The sequence below is a fragment of the Cetobacterium sp. ZWU0022 genome (genome assembly GCF_000800875.1).
Classification (GTDB): domain Bacteria; phylum Fusobacteriota; class Fusobacteriia; order Fusobacteriales; family Fusobacteriaceae; genus Cetobacterium_A.
The window spans coordinates 53,133-75,019 of sequence record NZ_JRJZ01000042.1 but is presented as its reverse complement, the minus strand read 5'-3'; the positions used below and the strand labels follow the sequence as shown (position 1 = coordinate 75,019).

At 30.1% G+C, this 21,887-nt stretch carries 22 protein-coding genes; 10 read left to right on the top strand and 12 right to left on the bottom strand.

The features are described 5' to 3' along the window. Positions 1-11: 11 nt before the first annotated feature. From L988_RS04900 to L988_RS04890, 3 genes are all read left to right on the top strand, one after another. Positions 12-725 (top strand): sulfite exporter TauE/SafE family protein, encoded by a 714-nt coding sequence (locus L988_RS04900; RefSeq protein WP_047382150.1) that lies wholly within the window; start codon positions 12-14, stop codon positions 723-725. Between the two features lie 73 nt (positions 726-798). Next, the gene (locus L988_RS04895) at positions 799-1,932 is read left to right on the top strand and encodes an ROK family protein (protein WP_047382149.1); all 1,134 of its coding nucleotides are present in this window, start codon (positions 799-801) and stop codon (positions 1,930-1,932) included. Between the two features lie 40 nt (positions 1,933-1,972). Beyond that, positions 1,973-3,022 carry an aldose epimerase family protein gene (locus tag L988_RS04890; protein WP_047382147.1) on the top strand — a complete coding sequence of 350 codons (1,050 nt, stop codon included), beginning with the start codon at positions 1,973-1,975 and terminating at the stop codon, positions 3,020-3,022. Between the two features lie 45 nt (positions 3,023-3,067). On the opposite strand, the gene L988_RS04885 is transcribed toward L988_RS04890, so the two are convergent. Genes L988_RS04885 through L988_RS04870 form a run of 4 tightly spaced genes read right to left on the bottom strand, consistent with a single transcriptional unit; the run spans position 3,068 to position 8,754 of the window. Further along, complete coding sequence (locus tag L988_RS04885) at positions 3,068-4,216, bottom strand: iron-containing alcohol dehydrogenase (protein WP_047382144.1); 1,149 nt, start codon at positions 4,214-4,216, stop codon at positions 3,068-3,070. A 48-nt stretch (positions 4,217-4,264) separates the two neighbouring features. After that, positions 4,265-6,748 carry a formate C-acetyltransferase/glycerol dehydratase family glycyl radical enzyme gene (locus tag L988_RS04880; protein WP_047382141.1) on the bottom strand — a complete coding sequence of 828 codons (2,484 nt, stop codon included), beginning with the start codon at positions 6,746-6,748 and terminating at the stop codon, positions 4,265-4,267. A 19-nt stretch (positions 6,749-6,767) separates the two neighbouring features. After that, positions 6,768-7,715, bottom strand: coding sequence for a glycyl-radical enzyme activating protein (locus L988_RS04875; protein WP_047382138.1), 948 nt, complete (start codon positions 7,713-7,715; stop codon positions 6,768-6,770). 13 nt (positions 7,716-7,728) lie between these two features. After that, positions 7,729-8,754, bottom strand: a complete 1,026-nt coding sequence (locus tag L988_RS04870) for a LacI family DNA-binding transcriptional regulator (protein WP_047382136.1) — start codon at positions 8,752-8,754, stop codon at positions 7,729-7,731. Positions 8,755-8,985: 231 nt separating this feature from the next. Between L988_RS04870 and L988_RS04865 the strand changes: the two genes are divergently transcribed. Then, positions 8,986-9,714 (top strand): murein L,D-transpeptidase catalytic domain family protein, encoded by a 729-nt coding sequence (locus L988_RS04865; RefSeq protein WP_081982772.1) that lies wholly within the window; start codon positions 8,986-8,988, stop codon positions 9,712-9,714. A 54-nt stretch (positions 9,715-9,768) separates the two neighbouring features. On the opposite strand, the gene L988_RS13230 is transcribed toward L988_RS04865, so the two are convergent. From L988_RS13230 to L988_RS04830, 7 genes are all read right to left on the bottom strand, one after another. Then, positions 9,769-10,173 (bottom strand): DUF2141 domain-containing protein, encoded by a 405-nt coding sequence (locus tag L988_RS13230; RefSeq protein ID WP_052191699.1) that lies wholly within the window; start codon positions 10,171-10,173, stop codon positions 9,769-9,771. Between the two features lie 11 nt (positions 10,174-10,184). Further along, complete coding sequence (locus L988_RS04855) at positions 10,185-10,889, bottom strand: NAD-dependent protein deacylase (protein ID WP_047382132.1); 705 nt, start codon at positions 10,887-10,889, stop codon at positions 10,185-10,187. A 195-nt stretch (positions 10,890-11,084) separates the two neighbouring features. Continuing rightward, positions 11,085-11,405, bottom strand: a complete 321-nt coding sequence (locus L988_RS04850) for a (2Fe-2S)-binding protein (RefSeq protein ID WP_047382131.1) — start codon at positions 11,403-11,405, stop codon at positions 11,085-11,087. A gap of 60 nt (positions 11,406-11,465) precedes the next feature. Next, positions 11,466-11,675 (bottom strand): hypothetical protein, encoded by a 210-nt coding sequence (locus tag L988_RS04845; protein ID WP_047382130.1) that lies wholly within the window; start codon positions 11,673-11,675, stop codon positions 11,466-11,468. An 86-nt stretch (positions 11,676-11,761) separates the two neighbouring features. Continuing rightward, positions 11,762-12,445 (bottom strand): ThiF family adenylyltransferase, encoded by a 684-nt coding sequence (locus tag L988_RS04840; protein ID WP_047382128.1) that lies wholly within the window; start codon positions 12,443-12,445, stop codon positions 11,762-11,764. Then, positions 12,445-12,666, bottom strand: coding sequence for a MoaD/ThiS family protein (locus tag L988_RS04835; RefSeq protein ID WP_047382125.1), 222 nt, complete (start codon positions 12,664-12,666; stop codon positions 12,445-12,447). Before L988_RS04835 ends, L988_RS04840 begins: the two co-directional genes overlap by 1 nt. Further along, on the bottom strand, positions 12,660-14,465 hold the full coding sequence (locus tag L988_RS04830; protein WP_047382121.1) for an aldehyde ferredoxin oxidoreductase family protein: 1,806 nt from the start codon (positions 14,463-14,465) through the stop codon (positions 12,660-12,662). The genes L988_RS04835 and L988_RS04830 overlap by 7 nt, the downstream gene beginning before the upstream one ends. Positions 14,466-14,673: 208 nt before the next feature. Between L988_RS04830 and L988_RS04825 the strand changes: the two genes are divergently transcribed. The 6 genes from L988_RS04825 to L988_RS04800 are packed head-to-tail and all read left to right on the top strand — an operon-like array spanning position 14,674 to position 20,524. Beyond that, a complete protein-coding gene (locus L988_RS04825; RefSeq protein ID WP_047382119.1) occupies positions 14,674-15,459 on the top strand; it encodes a substrate-binding domain-containing protein in 786 nt (261 codons plus the stop codon). A 1-nt stretch (position 15,460) separates the two neighbouring features. Continuing rightward, entirely contained in the window at positions 15,461-16,090 is a 630-nt protein-coding gene (locus L988_RS04820) for an ABC transporter permease (RefSeq protein WP_197053401.1), read from the top strand. Continuing rightward, complete coding sequence (locus L988_RS04815; RefSeq protein WP_052191698.1) at positions 16,091-16,714, top strand: ATP-binding cassette domain-containing protein; 624 nt, start codon at positions 16,091-16,093, stop codon at positions 16,712-16,714. Continuing rightward, complete coding sequence (gene fdhD, locus L988_RS04810; protein ID WP_047382114.1) at positions 16,698-17,420, top strand: formate dehydrogenase accessory sulfurtransferase FdhD; 723 nt, start codon at positions 16,698-16,700, stop codon at positions 17,418-17,420. Before L988_RS04815 ends, fdhD begins: the two co-directional genes overlap by 17 nt. 13 nt (positions 17,421-17,433) lie before the next feature. Then, complete coding sequence (locus L988_RS04805; RefSeq protein ID WP_047382112.1) at positions 17,434-18,639, top strand: molybdopterin molybdotransferase MoeA; 1,206 nt, start codon at positions 17,434-17,436, stop codon at positions 18,637-18,639. Then, positions 18,632-20,524 (top strand): molybdopterin biosynthesis protein, encoded by a 1,893-nt coding sequence (locus tag L988_RS04800; protein ID WP_052191697.1) that lies wholly within the window; start codon positions 18,632-18,634, stop codon positions 20,522-20,524. The genes L988_RS04805 and L988_RS04800 overlap by 8 nt, the downstream gene beginning before the upstream one ends. Before the next feature lie 15 nt (positions 20,525-20,539). Here the strand turns inward: L988_RS04800 and L988_RS04795 are convergent, their stop codons facing one another. Next, the gene (locus L988_RS04795) at positions 20,540-21,748 is read right to left on the bottom strand and encodes an OFA family MFS transporter (RefSeq protein ID WP_047382110.1); all 1,209 of its coding nucleotides are present in this window, start codon (positions 21,746-21,748) and stop codon (positions 20,540-20,542) included. Positions 21,749-21,887 lie beyond the last annotated feature (139 nt).

Sequence of the window (21,887 nt, the reverse complement as noted above, 5' to 3'; positions counted from 1 at the left end):
AGGAGGAAATTATGCTAAAGGATATCTTATTCTTAGTAGTTGTTTTCCTTACAAATATAATCCAGGGGATAACAGGCTTTGCAGGAACTGTTCTTGCAATGCCCCCTGGTATTTTTTTACAAGGAATCGATACTGCGAAAATGGTTTTAAATATTTTGGGAATACTTGCTTCGATTTGGATAGTTTTTATATCTTATAAAGATATTGATTGGAAGGAAGTTAGAAAAATTTTAATTTTTATGATAATAGGAGTAGCTTTAGGTATAAAGTTATTTACTTTGTTGCCATTAGGATTTTTATTAAAGGTATATGCTATATTTATAGTTTTAATTGCTTTGAAAGGAATTTTGGTAAAAGGTGAAATATATACACCAGAAATTGTATTAATAGGAGTTATTATTTGTGCAGGAATTATTCACGGGATGTTTGTATCTGGAGGACCGTTGATAATGATCTATGTAGCTAAAAAGTTAAAAAGCAAAAGCAGTTTTAGAGCTACTCTTTCAGTTGTTTGGATAATATTAAATAGTTATTTAGCATATTCGCACTATAATCAAGGCATCTTTACATCAACAAATATAAATTTATTGTGGATGAGTATACCTCCATTTGCTTTGGGAATGATTTTAGGGAATATATTACATTATAAAATGTCTCAAATAACATTTTTAAAATTATCATATGTATTGCTTTCTATATCAGGAATAGCTTTAATCGTTAAATAATTGACAAATTAAAAATAGTAACGTATTATGAAAATAGTAATTTTTAATAAAATAGCGTAATTAAGGTGGGAATATGGTTAAAGGAATGAATTTAGAGAACTTAAAAAATAATAATAAAATAGCTATTCTCTCTTACTTAAATAAAAATGGAGAAAGCTCAAGAAAAAAGATAGCAGAAGGTTTAAATCTAACAACAGCAACTCTTACGATTCTGACAAATGAATTAATAGAAGAAGGGATTGTTGTAGAACTAGGAGCTTTAACAGAAGGAAAAGTAGGAAGAAAGCAGATATTAATAGATATAAAAAAAGAGTCAAAACTAGTTGTAGGAATAGAGATTTCGAAAAATAGTATTCATTATAACTTAATTGATTTAAAAACAAATATAGTTGAAAATTTGAGTTGGAAATATGAAAAACCATTTGAAGAAAATTTTTTTAAAAATATTTTAGGTGAAATTTTAAGAACTTTAAAAGATAGGAAAGAATTACTTTTAGGAGTAGGAGTTACTGTGTATGGAAGTTTGAGTGAAAATGATATTTGGGAAAGAGAGGTTCCAGATATAAAAAAAATTGTAGAAGAAGAAATGAGATTACCAGTATTTATTCAAAACAATATAAGAGCATTGGCTTTAACTGAAGAGTATTTAAATAAAGCAGAAAGGGATTTTTGGTTAGTTAAGTATGGTCCTGGTGTAGGAGCTGCGATTATTATGAATGGAGAGCTAGTTGAAGGAAATAAAAGATTAGCTGGTGACATAGGACATATATCTTTTGAGAGTGGAGAAGAAATTTGTAGAGTATGTGGACAAATAGGTTGTTTAGAGTCAGAGGTAAATTTTGAAAAGCTCTTAAAAGAATTCGAAAAGGAAATTTTAATTAAAAATCCAATTCAAGAAGGTGAAAAAGATTCAGAATATATTTTAAGATTGATTAATACTAGTAAAACTAATGAAATGAAACTAGAAAAAGCTCTACAAAAAATTGGAAAAGCTATTAGTATTGGAGCAAGTATTTTGGATTCAAATAAAATAATATTAGCAGGAGATATTTTAGAAAATTTTGATTTATTTAAAATTCTTCAAGAAAATATTTTAAAAAATAGTTTAGTTTTAAAAAATGAAGATATTATTTTTATGGAGGAATATGTTGAAAAAAGAAAAAAATCGGCCGGAATATTAGTTTTAAAAAATTTTTACAATTGTTAATAGTCTTTATTTAAATTCGATAAAATATTAAAGAGGTTGTATGAAAATAATAAAAAAATTTTATGGATTAACAACAGAAAGAGAAAAAGTATATGTTTATAAAATGATTGGGAAAAATATAGAAATCGAAATTTTAAATTACGGAGGCATAATAAAAAGTATTTTACTTCCTGATAAATATGGGATTAGAAAAAATATAGTTGCATCATTTGATAGTTTTAAAGAGTATGAGAAAACTTCTATGTTTATAGGATGTATCACAGGAAGAGTTGCTGGGCGAATAAAAAATGGCGTTTTAAAAATAAATGATAAAATATATCAATTAGATTGTAACGAAGGAAATAATCATCTTCATGGAGGATATGGCTCTTTGAATAAAAAACTATGGAATGATGTAGCTATAAGAGCGAGTAAAGATATGTTAAAATTAACCTTAAGATATAAAAGTTGTCATTTGGAAAATAAATTTCCAGCTGAAATAGACTATTATGTTAGTTATATTTTAAGGAAAGATTCGTTAGAAATAAGATATCTAGGTATTCCAGATAGAAAAACATATACAAGTTTAACAAATCATACATTTTTTAATTTAAGTGGAGATTTTAATAAAAACATATTAGATCATAAAATATGTTTGATGGCTGACAAATATATACAAATTAACCATGAAAAAATTCCAACAAAAATTTTAGATATACAGAATTCAATTTTCGATTTAAGAAAATCATGTAAAATAGGGAAAGTTTTAAATTCTAGAGAAGAGCAACTAAAATTAGGTGGAAATGGAGTAGATCATGGTTTTGTTTTAGAAAAATTTCATTTACCTCAATCTTTAGTGGAAGATATAGAAACAGGAAGATATATGACTGTGAAAACAGATCAACCTGTAATAGTTTTTTATACAGCTAATCATGTTAGGGAAGATTTGATTTTGTCTAAAAATATTAAACCAATGAAGCATTTCGGATTTTGTTTAGAAACTCAAGATTATCCAGACATACAGAATTTAAAAAAAGAATCTATGAAAATTTATGATAGAAATAACCCTTATATTCAAAAGACGATATTTAAATTCGGGGTTATATCTTAATAGACAAAAAAGAGAGAAGATTGGAGCCTTCTCTCTTTTTTGTTTTTATAAAGCTTTTTTATAAAGTTCAATCATATCGTTTAAATTTGTTTCTCTTGGATTTGCTAAAACATTTCCACTTTTCATCGCATCTTTAGCCATTGCTTCTATAGATTCTTCTTTAACTCCAAGTTCAGAAAGTGATTCAGGAATTCCAAGCTCGGCATTTAATTTTTTCAATTCATCAATTAACATTTCTGGTTTAAAAACTTCACTAGAGTTTTTATTTTCAGAAATATAATTATATATTTTTTCATAACGTCCGTTGTCTGTAACTGCATTATACTCCATAACAGTTGGTAAAAGAACAGAGTTAGCTATTCCGTGAGAGATGTGGTAAAAAGCACTAACTGGATGACTCATTGCATGAACATTTCCTAATCTTGCCCAAGCAAATGAAATTCCTGCAAAATTAGAACCAGCCATCATTCCACACGCAGCTTCTTCATTAGCTCTATCTTTTATAAAGTTACGAAGATTTTTTCCAATTAATTCCATAGCTTTTTCTGCCATTGCATCAGAGAAAGGAGATGCTTGTTTTGATAAATAAGCTTCGATTGCATGTATTAGAGCATCGACACCACATGCTGCTGCTATTGATGCTGGAGCTGTCATTATTAGCTCAGGATCTAAGATGGCATATTTTGGTAGCGTTTCATAACTAACTATTGAAAACTTATAATTTTTATCTTCGTCTGTAATTACTGATGAAGCTGTGACTTCACTTCCAGTTCCAGCTGTTGTAGGAATTGCAATGATAGGAACTATTCCTCCGGGAACTTTATTTAAACCTTCATAATCTGTAATTTTGCCGCCAAATGTACTCAGAATTCCAACAGCTTTAGAAACATCTAAAGGGCTTCCACCCCCCAAAGCAATTATAGTTGTAGCTCCGCACTCTTTATAAAGAGCTGTGGCCTCGTTCACAATAGTTATTGTTGGATTTGGAATTACATCTAAATAAGTTGTATAGTTTATTCCACCATTTTTTATAATTTCAGTAACTTTATTTACAACTCCAATTTTTTCTAGACCTCTATCTGATATTAAAAAAACATGCTGTGAACCATTATTTTTTAATATGTTTGGTAGTTTGTTTAAACTTCCAATTCCAAATTCGATATTTTGTGGTATTTTAAAGCTGAAATCTTTCATTTTATTCCTCCTGAGTATAATTATATTTTAGAAAAATTTAAAATTTTATTAAAAATGTAATTCGGTTCTATGAATCAAATCATCTTGTAATGGTTTTCCTAATTCTACGAAGTATGCACTATACCCAGCAACACGTACAAGCATATCTTTATAATCTTTTGGATTAGCTTGAGCTGCTTTCATTGTTTCAGCACTCATTATGTTGAATTGAACATGCATTCCTTGTTTAGAAATATATTCATCTATAAAACTTATTAAAATATCTCTTCCTTCAATTCCAGAAACAGCTTCTTCAGGAAATCTTAAATTTAAAAGTGTTCCGTTGCTTGCTAAACTATGATCAACTTTTGAAACAGAATTTACGATTGCAGTTGGACCTGAAATATCATGAGATCCGCATGCAGTATGCACAGGTCCCATATTATCGGATATAGGTTCCATACTTTTACGTCCATCTAAAGATGCGTTTGTATAAAGTCCCATTCCAACGTTGGCATTAACAGTATAGACTCCAGGGCTAAACTCTCCACCTCTAGGGTTTTTTCTTCCTTTTATATGTTTACAATAACATTCGAACATATATTTAAATAATTCATCAGCATAGTCATCGTCATTTCCATAATGAGGAATTTTTGAACTATTTACAAGAGCATAAAGTTTGTCGTATCCTTCCCAATTATTTTTAAGGGCTTTAAGCAGTTCAGCTCCAGTATGGGTCTTATCATCAAATACAAGTTTTTTTATTGTGGATAAAGAGTCAGCACAAGTTGCAATTCCAGCGCCTTGAGGAGCAGTTCCATTATATTTAACTCCCCCTTCGGTCATATCTTTTCCAGATTCAATACATCCTTCAAAGAAAGCTGAAACATATGGAGTAGGTTTTACAATTCGATGAACTTCATCAGTTATATTTAAACAGCTACACAGTTGATCTGTCCAATATTCAAATTGTTTATCAACACTTTCTAAAACCTCTTCAAAACTTTTGTAGGTTTCTAAACTTCCGGTATTTGGTCCAATTTTTTTTCCATCTAAAGTAACGCCTCCGTTTAATACCATTTCCATCATCTTAGCTGTATTTACATATCCCGCATCTAACCATCCAAACTCTTTTCCAGGAACAGAGGGTTCAACACATCCAACAACACAGTAATCTCTTGCTTCTTCAAGAGAAATACCTTTACTAAGAATAGCTTTTATAGCTGGACCATCGTTAAATAACTTAGGATGTCCATAACCAGCCCTAATACATTCAACTGTTTTGACTTTTAGTTCATAAGGAGTGTTTTCGTGCATACGTACACAAATCCAAGGATTCATCATTCTTGTATGAACAGACGCTTCTAGCATCATCATTGTTAAATCGTTTGTAGCATCATTTCCAGTTTTATCTACGCCACCAATAGTAAGACTTTCTCCACCGAAACCACGACCGTTTCTAACTTTAACAGTTCCTTTATCTTTTAATTTTGTAGGATTATTCATCTTAACATATTGAACTTCAATAAGTTCAAGAGCAAACTCTTTAGTTAAATCATTATTATTTATGTCCATTTCGTAAAAAGGATATAGCCATTGATCCATACGACCATAAGATATAGAATGTCCATTTCCCTCTATTTGTATCATTGTTGTAGCAAAATTGAAAAGTTGTAGTGCTTGCCAGAAAGTTTTAGGAGTTCCTCCTGCAACAACATTACAGTTTTGGGCTATCGTTTCTAATTCAGTTTTTCTATTAGGATTTTTCTCTATTTTAGCTTTTTCTTCTGCTAAGTTAGCATAACGAAGAATATATTTTTTAGATGCTTCCAACATAATAATTGTAGCTTCGTAATAATCTCTTTTAGAACCGTATTCAGCATCTTTTTTAGAAAGTTTGTTTAAGTAGTTCTTTGCTTGAGCAATTACTCCATCATATCCGAGAGTCATCAGCTTATTATAATCAATTGCAAAATGGCCAATTCCCGCAAAATGATAGTTATTTGTTTGAAATATTTTTTCCCCTATATGAGAGCCAATTTTTTGATTTTCATCAAGTCTAGAAGTAATTAATTCATTAGCAGATTTCCCTTTCCAGTATTCACAAAGCTCTAAAATCTCTTTTCGTTCATTTTCATTTCGAATATAGAATTGATCGTTAGAACGTTTTTCAAAAGGAGAGTTTAAAATTTCATCAATAATCCAATCGACAGAAAACTCTGGGTATATAGGTGAGGCTTTTGCAGGAGCTGCAATCTCTCCTAGAATAAGATCTTCATCATAAATATATAATTTTGTATTCATCAAAATATTTTCGAAAGCATATGCACACTGAAGTTTTCTTGGTAATGTTTCGTGTTTTTTATAAGCTTCCGTAACTAATCTTAATCTTTCAACATCAATTTCGTAAGATCTATTTAAAAAGGTTGCTCTTAATTTGTTAACTCTTTGAAACGGAGACCAATCTTTGTGATTAACTTCATATCCTAAACCATATACTTTATCAAATGCTTCAGTGCCTAATGCTTTTGTAGTATTGTTGTAAAGATTCATTAACATCCTCCCAATATATTTATTTTTCTTTAGTTCCAACCAAACAATTAATTCCACGACTATTAAAATAGTCAGCAATTTTATGTATATGTTTTTGAAACTCTATTCTATCAAAATTTAAATTTTTCATTTTATAAGGTAATCCTAGAGATTCATATTTCTCTTCTCCTAATCTCATAAAGCTTAATAGTTGTAAGCACTTAATTTGTCTATTCAATTCATTAATTATAAAATCAGCAGTTTTTTCAATATTTTTAAAATCATCATTAACTCCAGGAATAACAGGAATTCGTAGAATTAATTCTTTTTTTTTAGATGTAATTTTTTTTAAATTTTCTAGTATTTTATAGTTATCAACACCGGTATACTTTTTATGAATATCTGTATTCATATGCTTAATATCTGATATTATTAAATCTGTGAATGGTAAAATTTTTTCGATGTCTTTCCATTCTGAATAAAGGCTAGATTCACAGCAAGTATGAATACTATTCTCTTTACAATTTTTTAAAAGTAGTGATACAAAACCACTTTGAAGTAAAGGCTCACCACCAGAAATTGTAACTCCACCACCAGACTTGTCGTAATATCCTTTATCTTTTAAAATTTCCTTCATACATTCATTTACAGACATAGATTTACCCCATATTCTTATAGCGTTTGAGGGGCAGTTTTTTTCACAAATGAAGCAATCCTTACATTTGCTAGAATCAATAGAAGATAATTTATCATGAGTAAATTGAAGCTTACTTTTGTCGGGGCAACTCTCTTTGCACGAACCACATTTATTTGAAGATAAACATTTTGAACTAAAAACACTTAGTTCGATATTCCCTTTTAAACTCTCGGGATTACCACACCATTGACATCTTAAAGGACAACCTTTAAAAAAAAGTTCAGTTCGAATTCCTGGACCATCGTGAAGCGTAAACCGTTGAATGTTGAAAATAATACCTTTTTCTGACATTATATATTCCTTCCTAAAAACTTTTTTGGTTAATTCGATTAATTATTGTTGTGTTACAAAGAATTTTTTTTCTTTTTTCATCGCAAGTATATGAGTTTTTAATTTTATCTATGAGTAACTCAAAAGATTTTTTTGCAATCTCTTTATTTGGAAGTTTGCAAGTGATGTAGTTTTCTTCATCTAATAACATATCTAAAACATCTGAGATTCCAAAAATAGCAATGGTAATTCTTTTGAATTTTTTAGAATTTTTTTTTAGAATTTTTAGAAAACCTAAAGCCATAGTATTATTGGCTATATAAATTGTAAGTTCATCATTTTTGTGATTTTTTAAAATATCTTCACCTAATCTGTATCCACTATCAAACTTAAAGTCGCCATACTTTATTTCGTACTCTTCATTTGAAATTTCTAATTCGTCTATTGTTTTTTTAAATCCTAGATATCTTTCGTTAGCAGAACTTATATCTAAGGAACCAGAAATAAAATAAATTTTTTTAGGAGTTGTTTTTAAGATTTCTTTTGTGATGTTGTAACTAATGTTTTCATTGTCTAAAAAGACTCCGTCAAAATCAAATCCCTTAATTTCTCTGTCTAAAAAAACAATAGGAACACTATTTAAACTAATTTCTTTTAAATGAGTGTAGTTTTTATCACTTTCATATTTTCCAGGGATATAGATAACTCCTTTTACTTTGTAATCAATTAAAATTTTTGTAAATTTTTTTTCTTTTTCATATTCTCCATTTGTGTTACATAATAATATCGTGAAATTTTCTTTTTCAGCTTGATTAGAAATGACTTCAATCATTTCAGCAAATAATATATTTCCAACATCAGGAACAATTAAGCCAATAATATTATCAGTGACTCCTTTACTTAATCGAGTAGCGTAAGAATTTGGTTTATAATTGAATTCTTTCATTATTTGTTCGACTTTTTCTTTTGTAGCTTGTCTCACTTTAGGATCATTATTAACAACTCGTGAGACAGTAGCTACAGATACATTTGCTAGTTTTGAAATTTCTTTTATATTCATAAAAAACTCCTTTTGTAAATATTTACATTTATCATAAAAAACAATGAAAAAACAATGAAAATATTAATTGTAATTAGTTACATTATTGTATATACTTCATAGATTTGTATTTGTCAATTTTTTATTCTTACATTTTTAATGAAAATTAAAAAATGTAAGAATAAAACCCCTTTACTAATTATAAATATTCGTATATAATCTAAGTTAATAGAAAAATATTAAGGAGTATTAATGGTAAAGAATATTGTATTTATTTTCTTGACTTTAGTTAGCTCTACTATGGCTTCGGTAGGAAGTTATTCAATCAATCAAAAATTAAATTTAGATCCAACTCTTTCGATAGACAACATCAAACTGAAGAATGGAAATAATTTTGCTTTTTCACCAAATAACTCAATAGAGAGTCTATATAAAGAATTAAATTTAACAAATAAAATGGAATTTACAACCTTTTCAAATGCGATTACGGGGATGAAAAAAATAAAGGGTGTAAAAGAGGATGTCATAACTATAGTTGATTTTACAAAATCTTCAATTAAAGAGAGATTCTTTGTAATTGATCTAAAAAATAAAAAAACGCTATTTTCAACATATGTTATGCATGGAAAAAATAGTGGTGAGAGCATACCTAAAGAGTTTTCAAATACTATAAACTCTTTTAAGAGTTCACCTGGATTTTATAAAACAGAAAATACTTATAATGGCGAATATGGGTACTCATTAAGATTAGAGGGATTAGAAAAAGGAATCAATGATAAAGCTAAAGAAAGAGCGATAGTAGTTCATGGATCACAGTATGCTAAACCAAAACCAGGAGCGAAAAAACTAGATAGAAGTTTAGGATGTCCAGCTATACCAAAAGAGATATCAGATAAAGTTATAAATAAAATAAAGGATGGAAGATTATTGTATATACATACAAATGAAAAGAGCTATGTTCAAAAAAGTTCTTTAATTTAATTTTCTGAAATTTTGAATATAAAAAATAGCAGCTACTTATTGAGCTGCTATTTTTTATTTTAAATCTATTTTTTGAGTAACCTTTTCATCTAGAGTAAATTTAAAATCATCATAGTTTGGTTTGAATTTAGGTCTGAAATTATTTGAAGATCCAGTAGGTTCTTTAGGTATTTTCATAAAATTTGTATCAAGAGTTCCATTTTCATTTTCATCATGAAAAACGATATAAGCATAATCTCCAGCTGGAAGTTCAGTTATATTGATAATAGTTTCATTAGGTACTAAATCGAATTTAACTCCTTTAAATACAGAATCTTTTTTCAAAAACCCCTCTTTTCCTTTATAAAGTGCAAGATATGCAGTTCCTTTTAATTCTCCATTGTTAATTACAACAGTTAAATCCGCCGAATAAAGTAGATTTGAAATAAGTATTGTTAATAGTAATAGTTTTTTTATCATAGATTCTCCTTTTATTTTTGTGTCACATAAGACATAACTTCTGCAAAGCTATCTCTGATAACTAAAGTAGCATATTGATCGTATTTAGTTTCATCAGCATTGATGATAATAAGATTTTTTCCTTTGAAATATTGTATATAGTATGCCGCAGGATAAACGGTAAGGCTTGTTCCAGCAACGATAAGTGTATCAGCTTTTTTAATGGCATTAATAGCCAGTTCAGTAATTTCTTCATTTAGATTTTCACCATATAATGTAACAGGTGGCCGTGTTATCCCGCCACATTGACAGCTAAAGTTTTCTTTTTCTTTTTTTCCACAAGATAGACAATAAAAATGAGATATATTCCCATGAAGTTCTAATACATTTTTAGAACCAGCCTTTTGATGAAGATCATCAATATTTTGTGTAATTATGGCTTTTAATTTTCCATCTTTTTCTAAATCTACAAGAGCATAATGACCTTTATGTGGTTTTATACCATTAAAGTTCATTTTCTCACTCAGGAATTCATTAAAGATTTTTCTATTTTTTAAGAAAAAATTTATATGTAAAATCTCTTCAGGATTATATCCTTTGTATTCACGACTATAAAGGCCACCAGTTCCCCTGAAATCTTGAATGCCACTTTCTGTTGACGTACCAGCTCCTCCGAAGAAAACGATATTATCACTATTTTGAATTATATTTTTTAATTTGCTCCATTTATCATTCATATAAACACCTCATTTACGCTAGTTATTAAGACTATTATAGTATATTATCTCAATCTATTCAATAAAACTTTATATGATTATTTAAAAAGGGATGATTAAAAAATCATCCCTAAAAAATATAAAATATTACTCTAAATTTTTTTAGTTTACATAAATTTTGAAGAAGTCTCTTAGTAAAGGTTTTCTTATAAAAAATCAATATTTTCTTTCGATAATATCTTGAACTAAAACTTTACATCTCCCACAAGCAGCACCTGCTTTAGTTATTTCTGCTACTTTTTCAGCTGTGTCAGCACCGTTATTAACAGCCTCAATAACATCTTTCATAGAGGCACCAGTACATCCACAAACAGAAGCTAATATTTTTTCAATCTCGCCAGTACATCTCCCGCAACCAGTTCCAGCTCCAGTCATCTCTTTTATTTCTTCTAAAGTACGTGCACCTTTAACCATCGCCATTCTAATTGTTATATAATCTACATTTTTGCAATGACAAATTATAGTATTTGCTGCCATAATTTCCTCCTTTTAATATCTAAGATATATCAATTATAGCATAGTTTCATCATTTTTTTATTAAATTTTGGGTCTGTTTCCTTTGATAATCTCTCTTATTTGAAAACCTAGAAGAAGGAGATCTCCAAGTAGGAAAATCAAAAATGTTTTACTATCAGGACTATCAAATCCCATTACAGAAAATTGAAATATTATAAATGCAATCATCATTATATTTGCAAAAAAAAGAGTTCTTTTTCTTTTATTTTGCATAAAACTATTATTTTTCATAAAACCATCCTTAAAGTGTTTTGTGTGCTTTTAAAGCCTTCTTTTGTTCAGATTATAAAATTTTTGTTAGAAAAAGTCAAATTTTATTATTCTGCAAAAGGAATCCACTCCAAATCAAAAGATAGAGTGTCTATATAATAAAAGCCATTCAACTTAAAAGTCTTGTTTAAAATTAACTTAAGGAATAAAGAAACTTGAAGTGAAGAAACAATAGAAACTGTGGTACAAAGATTGCCGATCTTAGATTCAATCCCTTTTAAATTTGTTCGCGGATATATTTGATTGAGAAGTGGGTGTCCAGGAAGAATGATTCCAACTTGACCAAAAAATCCGCCAACAGCTCCATATATAAGAGGAATTTTAAAAAGTTGAGATTGAATTTCAATATGAAATTTACTTTCTATATTATCGCAACAATCAAAAACAACGTCTACATCTTTGAAAAGAGTTTTAAAGTCACAATTTTCAAATCTCTCAGAAAATATCTCAACTTGAACGGTCGAATTTACAAGATTGATATGTTTTTTCGCCTCTTCAACTTTATAAAAGCCAAGATTGTTCTCATTAGATAAAAGCTGTCGATTGAGATTACTGAGGTCGAAACAATCAAAATCGATAATCTTAATTTTTTTTACTCCCAATCGAGCAAGATGATCAAGAAGGAGGCCTCCAAGGCCCCCAGCTCCAACTACCAAAATAGTTTGATTTCTAATAATCATCTGTTCATCTAAACTTAAAGATTCAAAGTTTCTTGAATATCGAGGTTCCATTATCCACCCCCAACAGGTGGAAATATAGATATAATATCATTGTCATTTAAATTTTTTTCTAAAGGTGTGTGAAAGCCATTAACTAAAAATATAGATACTTCAGCTTCTGAGATATTAAAATAATTTATAATTTCATATCCAGTTATTCCTTCAGTAAAATCAATTTTAATAGAATTATCACGTTCTTTTCGAAGAGTGGCAAAAAAACGAATCTCTAACATAAGTCTTGAAGTCCTAATCTAACAAGAGTTTCTTTTGTAGGAAAAGCTTCAACCCAGCCACGAGCTTCATAATATTCTGGCAACATAATATCGAGCTTGCTTTTATGCCCTTTAGAAGGACCATCAGGAATAGGGTCTGCAATTAAACGCTTAGGTAATCTGTCATCTTCAGATTTCATACCAGCTTTTTGATTAAAAACTCTTTCAAGGTTATAGATACGTTCACCAGCTTCTAAAAGAGATGTTACAGAATGTTCAGTTCCAGTTGCAGCATTTAAGAAATTTTTATAATCGTCTGCACCAAGAGCAAAAGAAGTAAATAGACACATTCCCATAGAATCAATAACAGCGGTTAAATCTTGGAAAGTTTTAGTCCAAACAGCTTTATTATCTGTAGCAGTTCTATCTAAAAGTTCAGGATGAGCTAAAATTTCTGGAGAAATCATATAACCTCTAACATGACATCCCCCACGATTACTAGTAGCATAGTTTAAACCAATTCCTTGAATTCCTCTAGCATCATAGGCTGGTAGTTCTTGTTTTTTAACAGACATAGACATTTCAGGGTGACCATAATGTTCACAAAGTCTTTGAGACCCCTTTGCCATAAGTCTACCAAGAGTAGTTTCTCCTAAACCGATTCGCTTTGTCCATTCAACAATTGCATCTTTACTTCCGAATTTTAAAGGAACACCTTGACAATCTTCATCAGTTATAAGTCCTTTTTCATATAGCTCCATAGCAGAGGCTATAGTGCAAGGAACAGAGATTGAATCCAATCCAAGTTCATTACACCAGAAATTAGCTTCATTTATACTAGGAATATCATAGACACCACAGTTACCACCATAAGCCCAAAGTGTTTCATATTCAGGACCGCCAATCTCTTGTCCCTCTCTTTCAACAACTCTTCCACAACCAATTGGGCATCTGTGACAGTTGTAGGTTCTTTTTAGATATTTTTCTGCTAAAGTTTCTCCACTGATACTTTCAGCTTCTTTGGAATGAGCACCTTGCCAGTTATTTGTAGGAAAACTTCCAGTTTCATTTATTATATTAACAAGAACAGCAGTTCCATAAGTAGGAAGACCAGTTCCTGTAACCCCATCCTCTTTAATTTTTTTCATAGCGACTACTAGCTCTTTTCTTAGTTCATCGGGATTATTCACAGGAATAGAGGTTCTAGTTGAATTTACAACAATAGCTTTTAAAGCTTTTGATCCCATTACAGCACCGACTCCAGAACGACCAGCAGCTCTGTCGCCATCATTTATAATAGCAGCCATAAGTGATTGATTTTCACCACCTGGTCCTATGTTTAAAACAGAAGAATTTGGATGAATAGCACTGAAAAATATATTTGCCTCATTGCTTGTTCTACCCCAAATATGTTCTGCATCTAAAAGTTCAATTTTATCATCATTTATATATAAGTATTTAGGAGATGAACTTTTACCTTCTATAATAATACCATCAAAACCAGCGTATTTTAATTTCGCCCCCCATTGACCACCCGAGTTTGAGCAGGCAATCATACCAGTGAGTGGAGATTTTGTAACTACAACATATCGACCACCTGTAGGAACAGAGGCTCCTGTTACAGGTCCAGTCATGATAACAAGCTTATTTTCGGCAGATAAAGGATCGATATTGGGGTCTATTTCGTCAAGAAGAATTTTACTTCCAAGTCCTCTTGCTCCAATAAATTTTTTAGCTAGTTCTAAATTCAAAGTTTCACAGATTACCTCTTCAGTTGTTAAATTAACTCTTAATAACTTTCCGTTATATGATGTTACCATAATTACCTCCTAAATTATATAGTTGATGATAAACACTTATTAATGCGAGTATACCTCATAAAGACCAGAATATCAATAGGTAAAACAAAACAATTTTCATTCTGTTTTAGTGAAAAAAATCTCGAAACCAAACACAAAAGCTATAAAAAAGTTGTAAAAAATATCTGGACGTAGTATAATTACTCATCTTTTAATAAGGGGGAACGCCATGAAAAAATCTATATTTTTATTCAGTTTATTACTAGGGACGACACTTCAAGCTGGTGAAATTTTAATGGGAACTACTACATCATTAGATGACACAGGATTTTTAACAGAAATTTCTCAAAATTTAAAAAAAGAAACAGGCATTGATTTAAAATGGATAGCAAAAGGAACTGGAGAAGCACTTGAATTAGGTAAAAGAGGCGATGTGGATATTCTTTTCACTCACGATCCGGGAAGAGAGATTAAATTTATTGAAGATGGATATGGACTGAAGAGATATCCATTGATGCATAATTATTTTGTTATTGTAACGAATAATGAAAAAGATTTGTCGGGGTATCCAAGAGATTTAAATGAGCTATTAAACAAAATAGCCACAGAAAACTCTGTTTTTATTTCAAGAGGAGATAAATCGGGAACTCATTCTAAAGAGTTGTCAATGTGGAAAGAAGCAAAAATAGATAAGAATTTTAAAAATTATAAAGAAGCAGGTTTAGGAATGGCAAAAACACTGAATCTAACATCTGAATTACAAGGATTTACTTTATCAGACAGCGGAACATTTTTAAAAGTTAAAGATAATTTTAAATTACAAGAGGTTCCTTTAGATGAGAAAGAACCATTGAAGAATATATATTCTATTTTAGAGTTAAGCAATGTAAAAGATTCTAAAAAAGAGGATATAAAAACTTTTATAAAGTTTATGCAATCGAAAGAAGCAGAAGAAATAATGAGAAAGTTTGGTGAATCAGAGTTTGGAACACCACTATTTTATATAGGTTATTAAGGTGAAAGCTGAGATTTTAGAGATAGTTTTACTATCTTTAGTTTTGACAGGAACCGCAAGTATATTTAGCTCAATTGTTGGTTTTTTTATAAGTTTATGGCTGTTTTTTAGAAGAGACAGATTATATAAAAAGATACTAGATTTTTTTAGAGCTTTAACAGGAGTACCAACGATAATTTTTGGATTGTTGGTACTTTTATTACTTTCAAGAAGAGGACTATTGGGACCTCTAAATTTATTATTTACACCAACAGCAATAGTGATAGCTCAGTTTTTACTGCTATTACCGCTTGTTGTAACTCTTTGCTCTGAAGTGTTAGAGGGAGACGGAGTGAAGATTTTAACGACATGTAAAATTTTACACATACCAAAATCACAACTGAAAAAAGTTTTTTTTCGAGAGCTAAAAACAAGATTTTTAAGTATTTTTTTAATAGCTTTTGCTAGAGGAATATCAGAGGTCGGTTCTGTTATGCTAGTAGGTGGAAATATAAAAGGTTCTACAAGAGTTATGACAACGTATATAGCTCTTTCAACTTCAATGGGAAATTATAATACATCTCTTATAATAGCTTTAATTTTATTTTTACTATCTTTTTCATTGAATATACTTATAAAAAAGGTGAGTTAGATGATAAAAATTAAAAACTTAAAAAAATTTTATGACAATAGATTAATTTTAAATATTCCAGAGCTAATTCTAGAAACGGGAAAAATTTATTCTTTAATAGGAAGAAACGGAGCAGGAAAGAGTACACTATTAAATATTTTAGCAGGGATTTTAACATCCGATGAGGGAAAGATTGAAATAGATATGAATGAGGTAATCTTATGTAGTCAGGAACCAATGTTTTTTAAAGGGAGTGTAGCTTATAATTTGATAGAGCCGTTTAAATTGAGAGATGAAAAGATAGAGATTTCAAAAATTAGAGAGTTTCTAAAAATTTTTGGAATATCAGAGCTAGAAACTTCATTAATTTCAACTTTATCAGGTGGAGAGAAAGCAAAAGTTCAATTTATAAGAACAGTTCTTTATAATAAGAAAATAGCTTTTTTAGATGAGCCAACAGCGAGTCTAGATAAGAAGAGCACGGCCTTAGTAGAAGATATAATAGTAAAAATGAAAAATGAAGGGAAACTAATTCTCATAATAACTCATGATTATGAGCAAGCATTAAGAATAAGTGATGTTATTTTTGAAATTGATGAAGGAAATATTTTGGAAAAAAGAGGGATATATGTCAAAAAAAATTAATGTATGTGACGAAGCACCAATAGAATTAAGAGTAAATACAGAAAAATTAGTTACATTTATGTGCTCACCTTATGATTTAGAAGACTTAGCGCTAGGTCATCTTTATACAAGAGGAGTAATAAAAAGTAAAGAGGAATTAGAAAGTATTGGAGCGTGCAAAGATGCAAAACTTATTGTGGCATGTACTCATTCAGAAGTAAGGGAGGATCTTTTTACAATTCCAAAAGTTGTTTTAAGTGGCTGTGGAAGCGGAGCTCTTTTTGATGAAAAAATTATGGAGAAGGAAAGAGTAGATTATTCAGGTGAAGTATCTTTAGACAGATTAAAAAAAGTTGCTATTCAAATGTTAGATGGAGCAGAGATGTATAAAAAAAGTGGAGGAATGCACTGTGCAGCTATTGGTAATTTACAAGGAGAGATTGTTATAAGAGAGGATATAGGAAGACATAATGCTGTGGATAAAGTTATTGGTGCTGCTTTAGATAAAGATTTTGATTTGAGAAATTCGATTATAACTACAACTGGAAGATTATCTTTGGATATGGTTTTAAAAGCTGTTTCAACAAAGATTCCAGTTGTAGCAACAATAAGTATTCCAAGTAGCCTTGCAGTAGAGTTAGCTCAAAAGTTAGGTATTTGCTTAATTGGAAGAGTTGGAAAAAATGAACCTATAATATATACATTTGAAGAGAGAATAAAAATATAAAAGGAGAGGAGGAATGAATTTTTTTAAAACAATTACCTTAGATCAGGCTATAAATGAGATAAAAAAAAGAATAGATAAAGTTATTGAGATAGAGGAGATACCTTTATGGAAAAGTTTAAATAGAGTTCTTTCAGAGGATATATTTTCTGAAATAGATATTCCGTCCTTTGATAGATCTACAGTTGACGGATATGCAGTAAAAGCAAAAGATATATTTGGAGCAAGTGAGTTTTCACCAATTCCTTTAACGTATATAGGAGAGGGAGAGATGGGGAAGAAGACGGACATATTTTTAAAATCTGGAGAATGTATGTATATTCCTACAGGAGGAATGTTACCAGAGGGTTCAGATGCCGTGGTTATGATTGAAGATTGTGAAAATTTGGCTGATGAGATACTTGTGAATCGAGGAGTTTCAGAACTCTCAAATATCATTTTAAAAGGTACTGAAGTGACAAAAGATGAGATTTTAATAAGAAAAGGTGAGATTATAAAATCAAGTCATATCGGAGTACTCTCTTCAATAGGAAAATCTAGAGTTAAAGTTTATAAAAAACTTAAATTTTCGATAATATCAACAGGTGATGAGATTGTAGAATTAGGAAAGGATTTAAAACTTGGAGAGGTCTATGATATAAATACACATATATTTTCAGCATTGATCGAAGAAGGGTTTGGAGAAGTTGTTCAAACATTTTTAGTGAGAGATGATTTAGAGTTATTGTCTAAAAAGTTAGAGAGTGCTCTTGAGAAATCGGATATAGTTTTAATTTCTGGTGGAAGTTCTGTAGGTATGAGGGATTTTACTGTTGCGGCATTGGAGAAAATTGGTGGAGAAGTATTTATTCATGGGCTTTCTTTAAAGCCTGGAAAACCAACTATAGTTGCTAAGTGCAAAGATAAATTTGTATTTGGTATGCCTGGTCATCCTCAATCAGGAGTGACGGTTTTTAAAGCTTTGATTGAACCAACTTTTTTAAATAGAGATAGAGTTAAAGTATATGGCGAGTTAGCTCAAAATATTTATGGTGATTCTGGAAAAAGATGTTTTATAAATGCTAAATTAGAAGTTGTAAATGGAGAAGTTAAAATATATCCAGTTACGAGCAAGTCGTCTATGATAAGACCTCTATTAGAATGTGATGGAATAATTATTATTCCAGAATATAAAGAAGGATTTTATAAAGGTGAAGTGGTAGAGGTGATACTAAATGATTGAGAGAAATGTTTATATAGATAACATAGATGTAGACGAAGCAATAAATAGATATTTATCTAGTTTATCTTTGAATTTAGAGAGTGAAAAAATATCAGTTCTAGATTCTGTTGGAAGGATAACTTCAAGGGCTGTTTTTGCAAACTATTGTTCTCCAACTTATCCAGCAAGTGCAATGGATGGAATATTCATATTTTCAGAAAAAATAAAATCAGCAACAGAAACAACTCCAGTTTACTTAAAAGAGAGTGATTTTAGATATGTCAATACAGGGAATCCTTTAGATTTAAAAAGTGGAAATTGTGTTGTTATGATTGAGGAACTTATTGAGTTAGAAAATGGAGAGTTTAAAGTAATTAAAAATACTAAGCCTTGGCAACATATAAGGCCAATTGGAGAAGACATTATAGCGGGAGATATGTTGATAAAATCAAATCATAAAATAGCACCTCAAGATTTAGGAGCTTTAATAACAGGAGGGATAAAGGAGATTGAAGTATATAAAAAACCTCAAGTTGCAATTGTTCCAACGGGAGATGAAGTTATTGATATATTCAAAGAAGAGTTTAAAGAGAGATCGGTTATAGATTGTAACTCATATATATTTTCAGCTCAAATAAAAGAGTGGGGAGGAGTTCCAGAAATTAAAGATAGATTGAAGGATGATCCAATTGAGATGAAAAAAAGATTGGATGAACTTTCAAAAGAGTACGATATAGTAATTATAAATGCTGGTTCATCGGCAGGAAGCAAAGACTACACAAAGCATATTATTAGTGAGCTTGGTGAGGTTGTTGTTCATGGTGTAGCAATAAAACCTGGAAAGCCAACAATTTTGGGAAAGATAAATGAAAAACCAGTTATAGGAATTCCAGGGTATCCTGTATCAGCATATTTAGCGATGGATATATTTTTAAAACCTCTTTTAGAAAATATGACAAAACTTTCTTCTGAAACAAAGTATATTGAAGGAAAGTTGGGGAAAAATATAAACTCATCTTTGAAGCACAAAGAGCTTGTGAGAGTAACTATACATAAAGGGGAGAATGGGTATATAGCTATGCCTCTTTCTAGAGGAGCTGGAATTACGACAAGTTTATCAAAAGCTGATGGAATTTTGGAAATCCCAAGAGCTGTAGAAGGATTAGGGGCTGGAGAGATAGTTAAAGTAAGACTTTTAAAACCTATAAAAGAGATTGATGATAATCTTATATCAATTGGAAGTCATGATGTTGTCATGGATTTGATAGGGGATTCTATAAAGCTTTGTTCAACACATGTTGGAAGTCTTGGTGGTATATTGGCTATAAAACAGGAAAATGCCCATATAGCTCCAATTCATATGTTGGATGAAGAGAGTGGAGTTTACAATATTTCGTTTATAAAAAAATACTTCCCGAATCAAGAAATGTTATTGATAAAAGGTGTTCGAAGAGTTCAAGGGATAATGGTTCAAAAAGGAAACCCTCTTCAAATAAAAAATATAAAAGATATTTTTTCTCAAAAAGTTAGATTTGTAAATAGACAAAGAGGCTCAGGAACAAGAATACTTTTAGATTATTTTTTGAAAAAAGAAGAGATCGATTCAGAAGAGATTGTAGGATATGATTATGAGTTATCTACACACTTAGATGTTGCGATGGCTATAAAAAATGGAACTGCTGATGTTGGTCTTGGAATAATGGAGGCTGCTAAAATAGCAGATTTAGATTTTATCTCAATATCTGAAGAGGAGTACGATTTTTTAGTTAATCCTAAAATAAAAAATAGTGATAAGATTAATGGTTTCATAGAGTTTTTAAAATCTGATTTCTTTAAAAGAAAAATATCTGAGTTAGATGGTTATAGCTTAAAAAAGCCAGGAGAAATAATAAGGATAGAAAAGTAAAAGTGTCAAAGGTTGTTAACCTTTGACACTTTTATTTCGAAGAAAAATTAAGCAGATAAATATTCCTAAAATACAAGCAACAATAACAGGATAAAAAATATAGATGTATGATCCAAAAGTTTCTTTAAAATATCCGCCAATAAACCCTTGAGATAGAGCTCCAATACCATAAGCTGTGAAAAGTATTCCGTAGTTTGCAGTATAATGAGGTTTTCCAAAAATATTTGCAGTTGATGCAGGAGCTATTGATAACCATCCACCCAAATTTAACCATAAGATTGAGAAACCTATGACGAAGGCGATAATATTACCTTTAAAAGTTAAAGATAATCCCGCTGCAAAAATAATTGATGAATATGATATTAAAATAGCTTTTTTAGAACCTAATTTATCTGTAATAGCTCCGAATAATGGTCTTCCAATTCCGTTAAAAATAGCAAAGAATGATGTGAAAAATGCTGCTTTTAGTGGAGAGATTCCAATCACTTGTTGAGCATATGAACTTGAAACTCCGATTGCTAAAAGCCCAGAAAAGGCTCCAATAGCATAGCAACTCCAAAGTGCATAAAATTTTGTAGTTTTAAGCATATCTTTAGGACCGATATCAAACCCTAAATCTTCATGTTTTTGTGTAGTTACAACTATTTCACTTTTGTTTGGAAACCTTAAGGTTAAAGATAAAAGTGTAAGTATAACAGCAAAAGCTATTCCTAAGATTTTAAAGGTAGAAAAGACACCAAATTTAATTATTAATTCTCCAGCTAAAGGAGCTGTAATAAATGGTGAAAGTCCAAAACCTAAAAGTGTTAATCCAACTGCAAATCCCTTTTTATCAGGGAACCATTCTGTTACAACGGCCATAGGAATCCCATAAACAGTTCCTACGCCGATTCCACCTAAAATCCCGTAGGTTAAAATTATAAACTCAATACTTTTAGCATATGAAGCCAAAATCCAAGCTAAAGATATTAAAAGTGAACCAGCTATAGCCAAAATTTTTGGATTGATTTTTTTAATAAATAAACCAGCTACAGGCATTGAAAATGCATAGCAAAATAAAAATGTTGTATATGGCATGCTTGCCAAAGTAGGAGAAACAGGTTCTCCATAAAGTGTTTCTAAAGTTTGTCTTAAAGGGGTTTGGAATACTCCCCATGAATAGATAGTTCCCATACATAAGAACATGACTAAACCGCTAATAATGTATCTTTCTCTTCTTTTCATATAAAAACTCCTATTTTCTTTTTTTTATTTTGATAAAAATATTTAATATAAGATACTATATTAAATGTAAAAATAAAAGAGTTTTTTTATTTTAATAAAAAAAACTATATATTTTTTCTGAAATTTGACTGCTTATTCA

Excerpts from the sequence above, each read along its gene's own strand:
- L988_RS04900 (WP_047382150.1), top strand. The coding sequence starts at position 12 with ATGCTAAAGGATATCTTATTCTTAGTAGTTGTTTTCCTTACAAATATA.
- L988_RS04895 (WP_047382149.1), top strand. The coding sequence starts at position 799 with ATGGTTAAAGGAATGAATTTAGAGAACTTAAAAAATAATAATAAAATA.
- L988_RS04890 (WP_047382147.1), top strand. The coding sequence starts at position 1,973 with ATGAAAATAATAAAAAAATTTTATGGATTAACAACAGAAAGAGAAAAA.
- L988_RS04885 (WP_047382144.1), bottom strand. The coding sequence starts at position 4,216 with ATGAAAGATTTCAGCTTTAAAATACCACAAAATATCGAATTTGGAATT.
- L988_RS04880 (WP_047382141.1), bottom strand. The coding sequence starts at position 6,748 with ATGAATCTTTACAACAATACTACAAAAGCATTAGGCACTGAAGCATTT.
- L988_RS04875 (WP_047382138.1), bottom strand. The coding sequence starts at position 7,715 with ATGTCAGAAAAAGGTATTATTTTCAACATTCAACGGTTTACGCTTCAC.
- L988_RS04870 (WP_047382136.1), bottom strand. The coding sequence starts at position 8,754 with ATGAATATAAAAGAAATTTCAAAACTAGCAAATGTATCTGTAGCTACT.
- L988_RS04865 (WP_081982772.1), top strand. The coding sequence starts at position 8,986 with ATGGTAAAGAATATTGTATTTATTTTCTTGACTTTAGTTAGCTCTACT.
- L988_RS13230 (WP_052191699.1), bottom strand. The coding sequence starts at position 10,173 with ATGATAAAAAAACTATTACTATTAACAATACTTATTTCAAATCTACTT.
- L988_RS04855 (WP_047382132.1), bottom strand. The coding sequence starts at position 10,889 with ATGAATGATAAATGGAGCAAATTAAAAAATATAATTCAAAATAGTGAT.
- L988_RS04850 (WP_047382131.1), bottom strand. The coding sequence starts at position 11,405 with ATGGCAGCAAATACTATAATTTGTCATTGCAAAAATGTAGATTATATA.
- L988_RS04845 (WP_047382130.1), bottom strand. The coding sequence starts at position 11,675 with ATGAAAAATAATAGTTTTATGCAAAATAAAAGAAAAAGAACTCTTTTT.
- L988_RS04840 (WP_047382128.1), bottom strand. The coding sequence starts at position 12,445 with ATGGAACCTCGATATTCAAGAAACTTTGAATCTTTAAGTTTAGATGAA.
- L988_RS04835 (WP_047382125.1), bottom strand. The coding sequence starts at position 12,666 with ATGTTAGAGATTCGTTTTTTTGCCACTCTTCGAAAAGAACGTGATAAT.
- L988_RS04830 (WP_047382121.1), bottom strand. The coding sequence starts at position 14,465 with ATGGTAACATCATATAACGGAAAGTTATTAAGAGTTAATTTAACAACT.
- L988_RS04825 (WP_047382119.1), top strand. The coding sequence starts at position 14,674 with ATGAAAAAATCTATATTTTTATTCAGTTTATTACTAGGGACGACACTT.
- L988_RS04815 (WP_052191698.1), top strand. The coding sequence starts at position 16,091 with ATGATAAAAATTAAAAACTTAAAAAAATTTTATGACAATAGATTAATT.
- fdhD (WP_047382114.1), top strand. The coding sequence starts at position 16,698 with ATGTCAAAAAAAATTAATGTATGTGACGAAGCACCAATAGAATTAAGA.
- L988_RS04805 (WP_047382112.1), top strand. The coding sequence starts at position 17,434 with ATGAATTTTTTTAAAACAATTACCTTAGATCAGGCTATAAATGAGATA.
- L988_RS04800 (WP_052191697.1), top strand. The coding sequence starts at position 18,632 with ATGATTGAGAGAAATGTTTATATAGATAACATAGATGTAGACGAAGCA.
- L988_RS04795 (WP_047382110.1), bottom strand. The coding sequence starts at position 21,748 with ATGAAAAGAAGAGAAAGATACATTATTAGCGGTTTAGTCATGTTCTTA.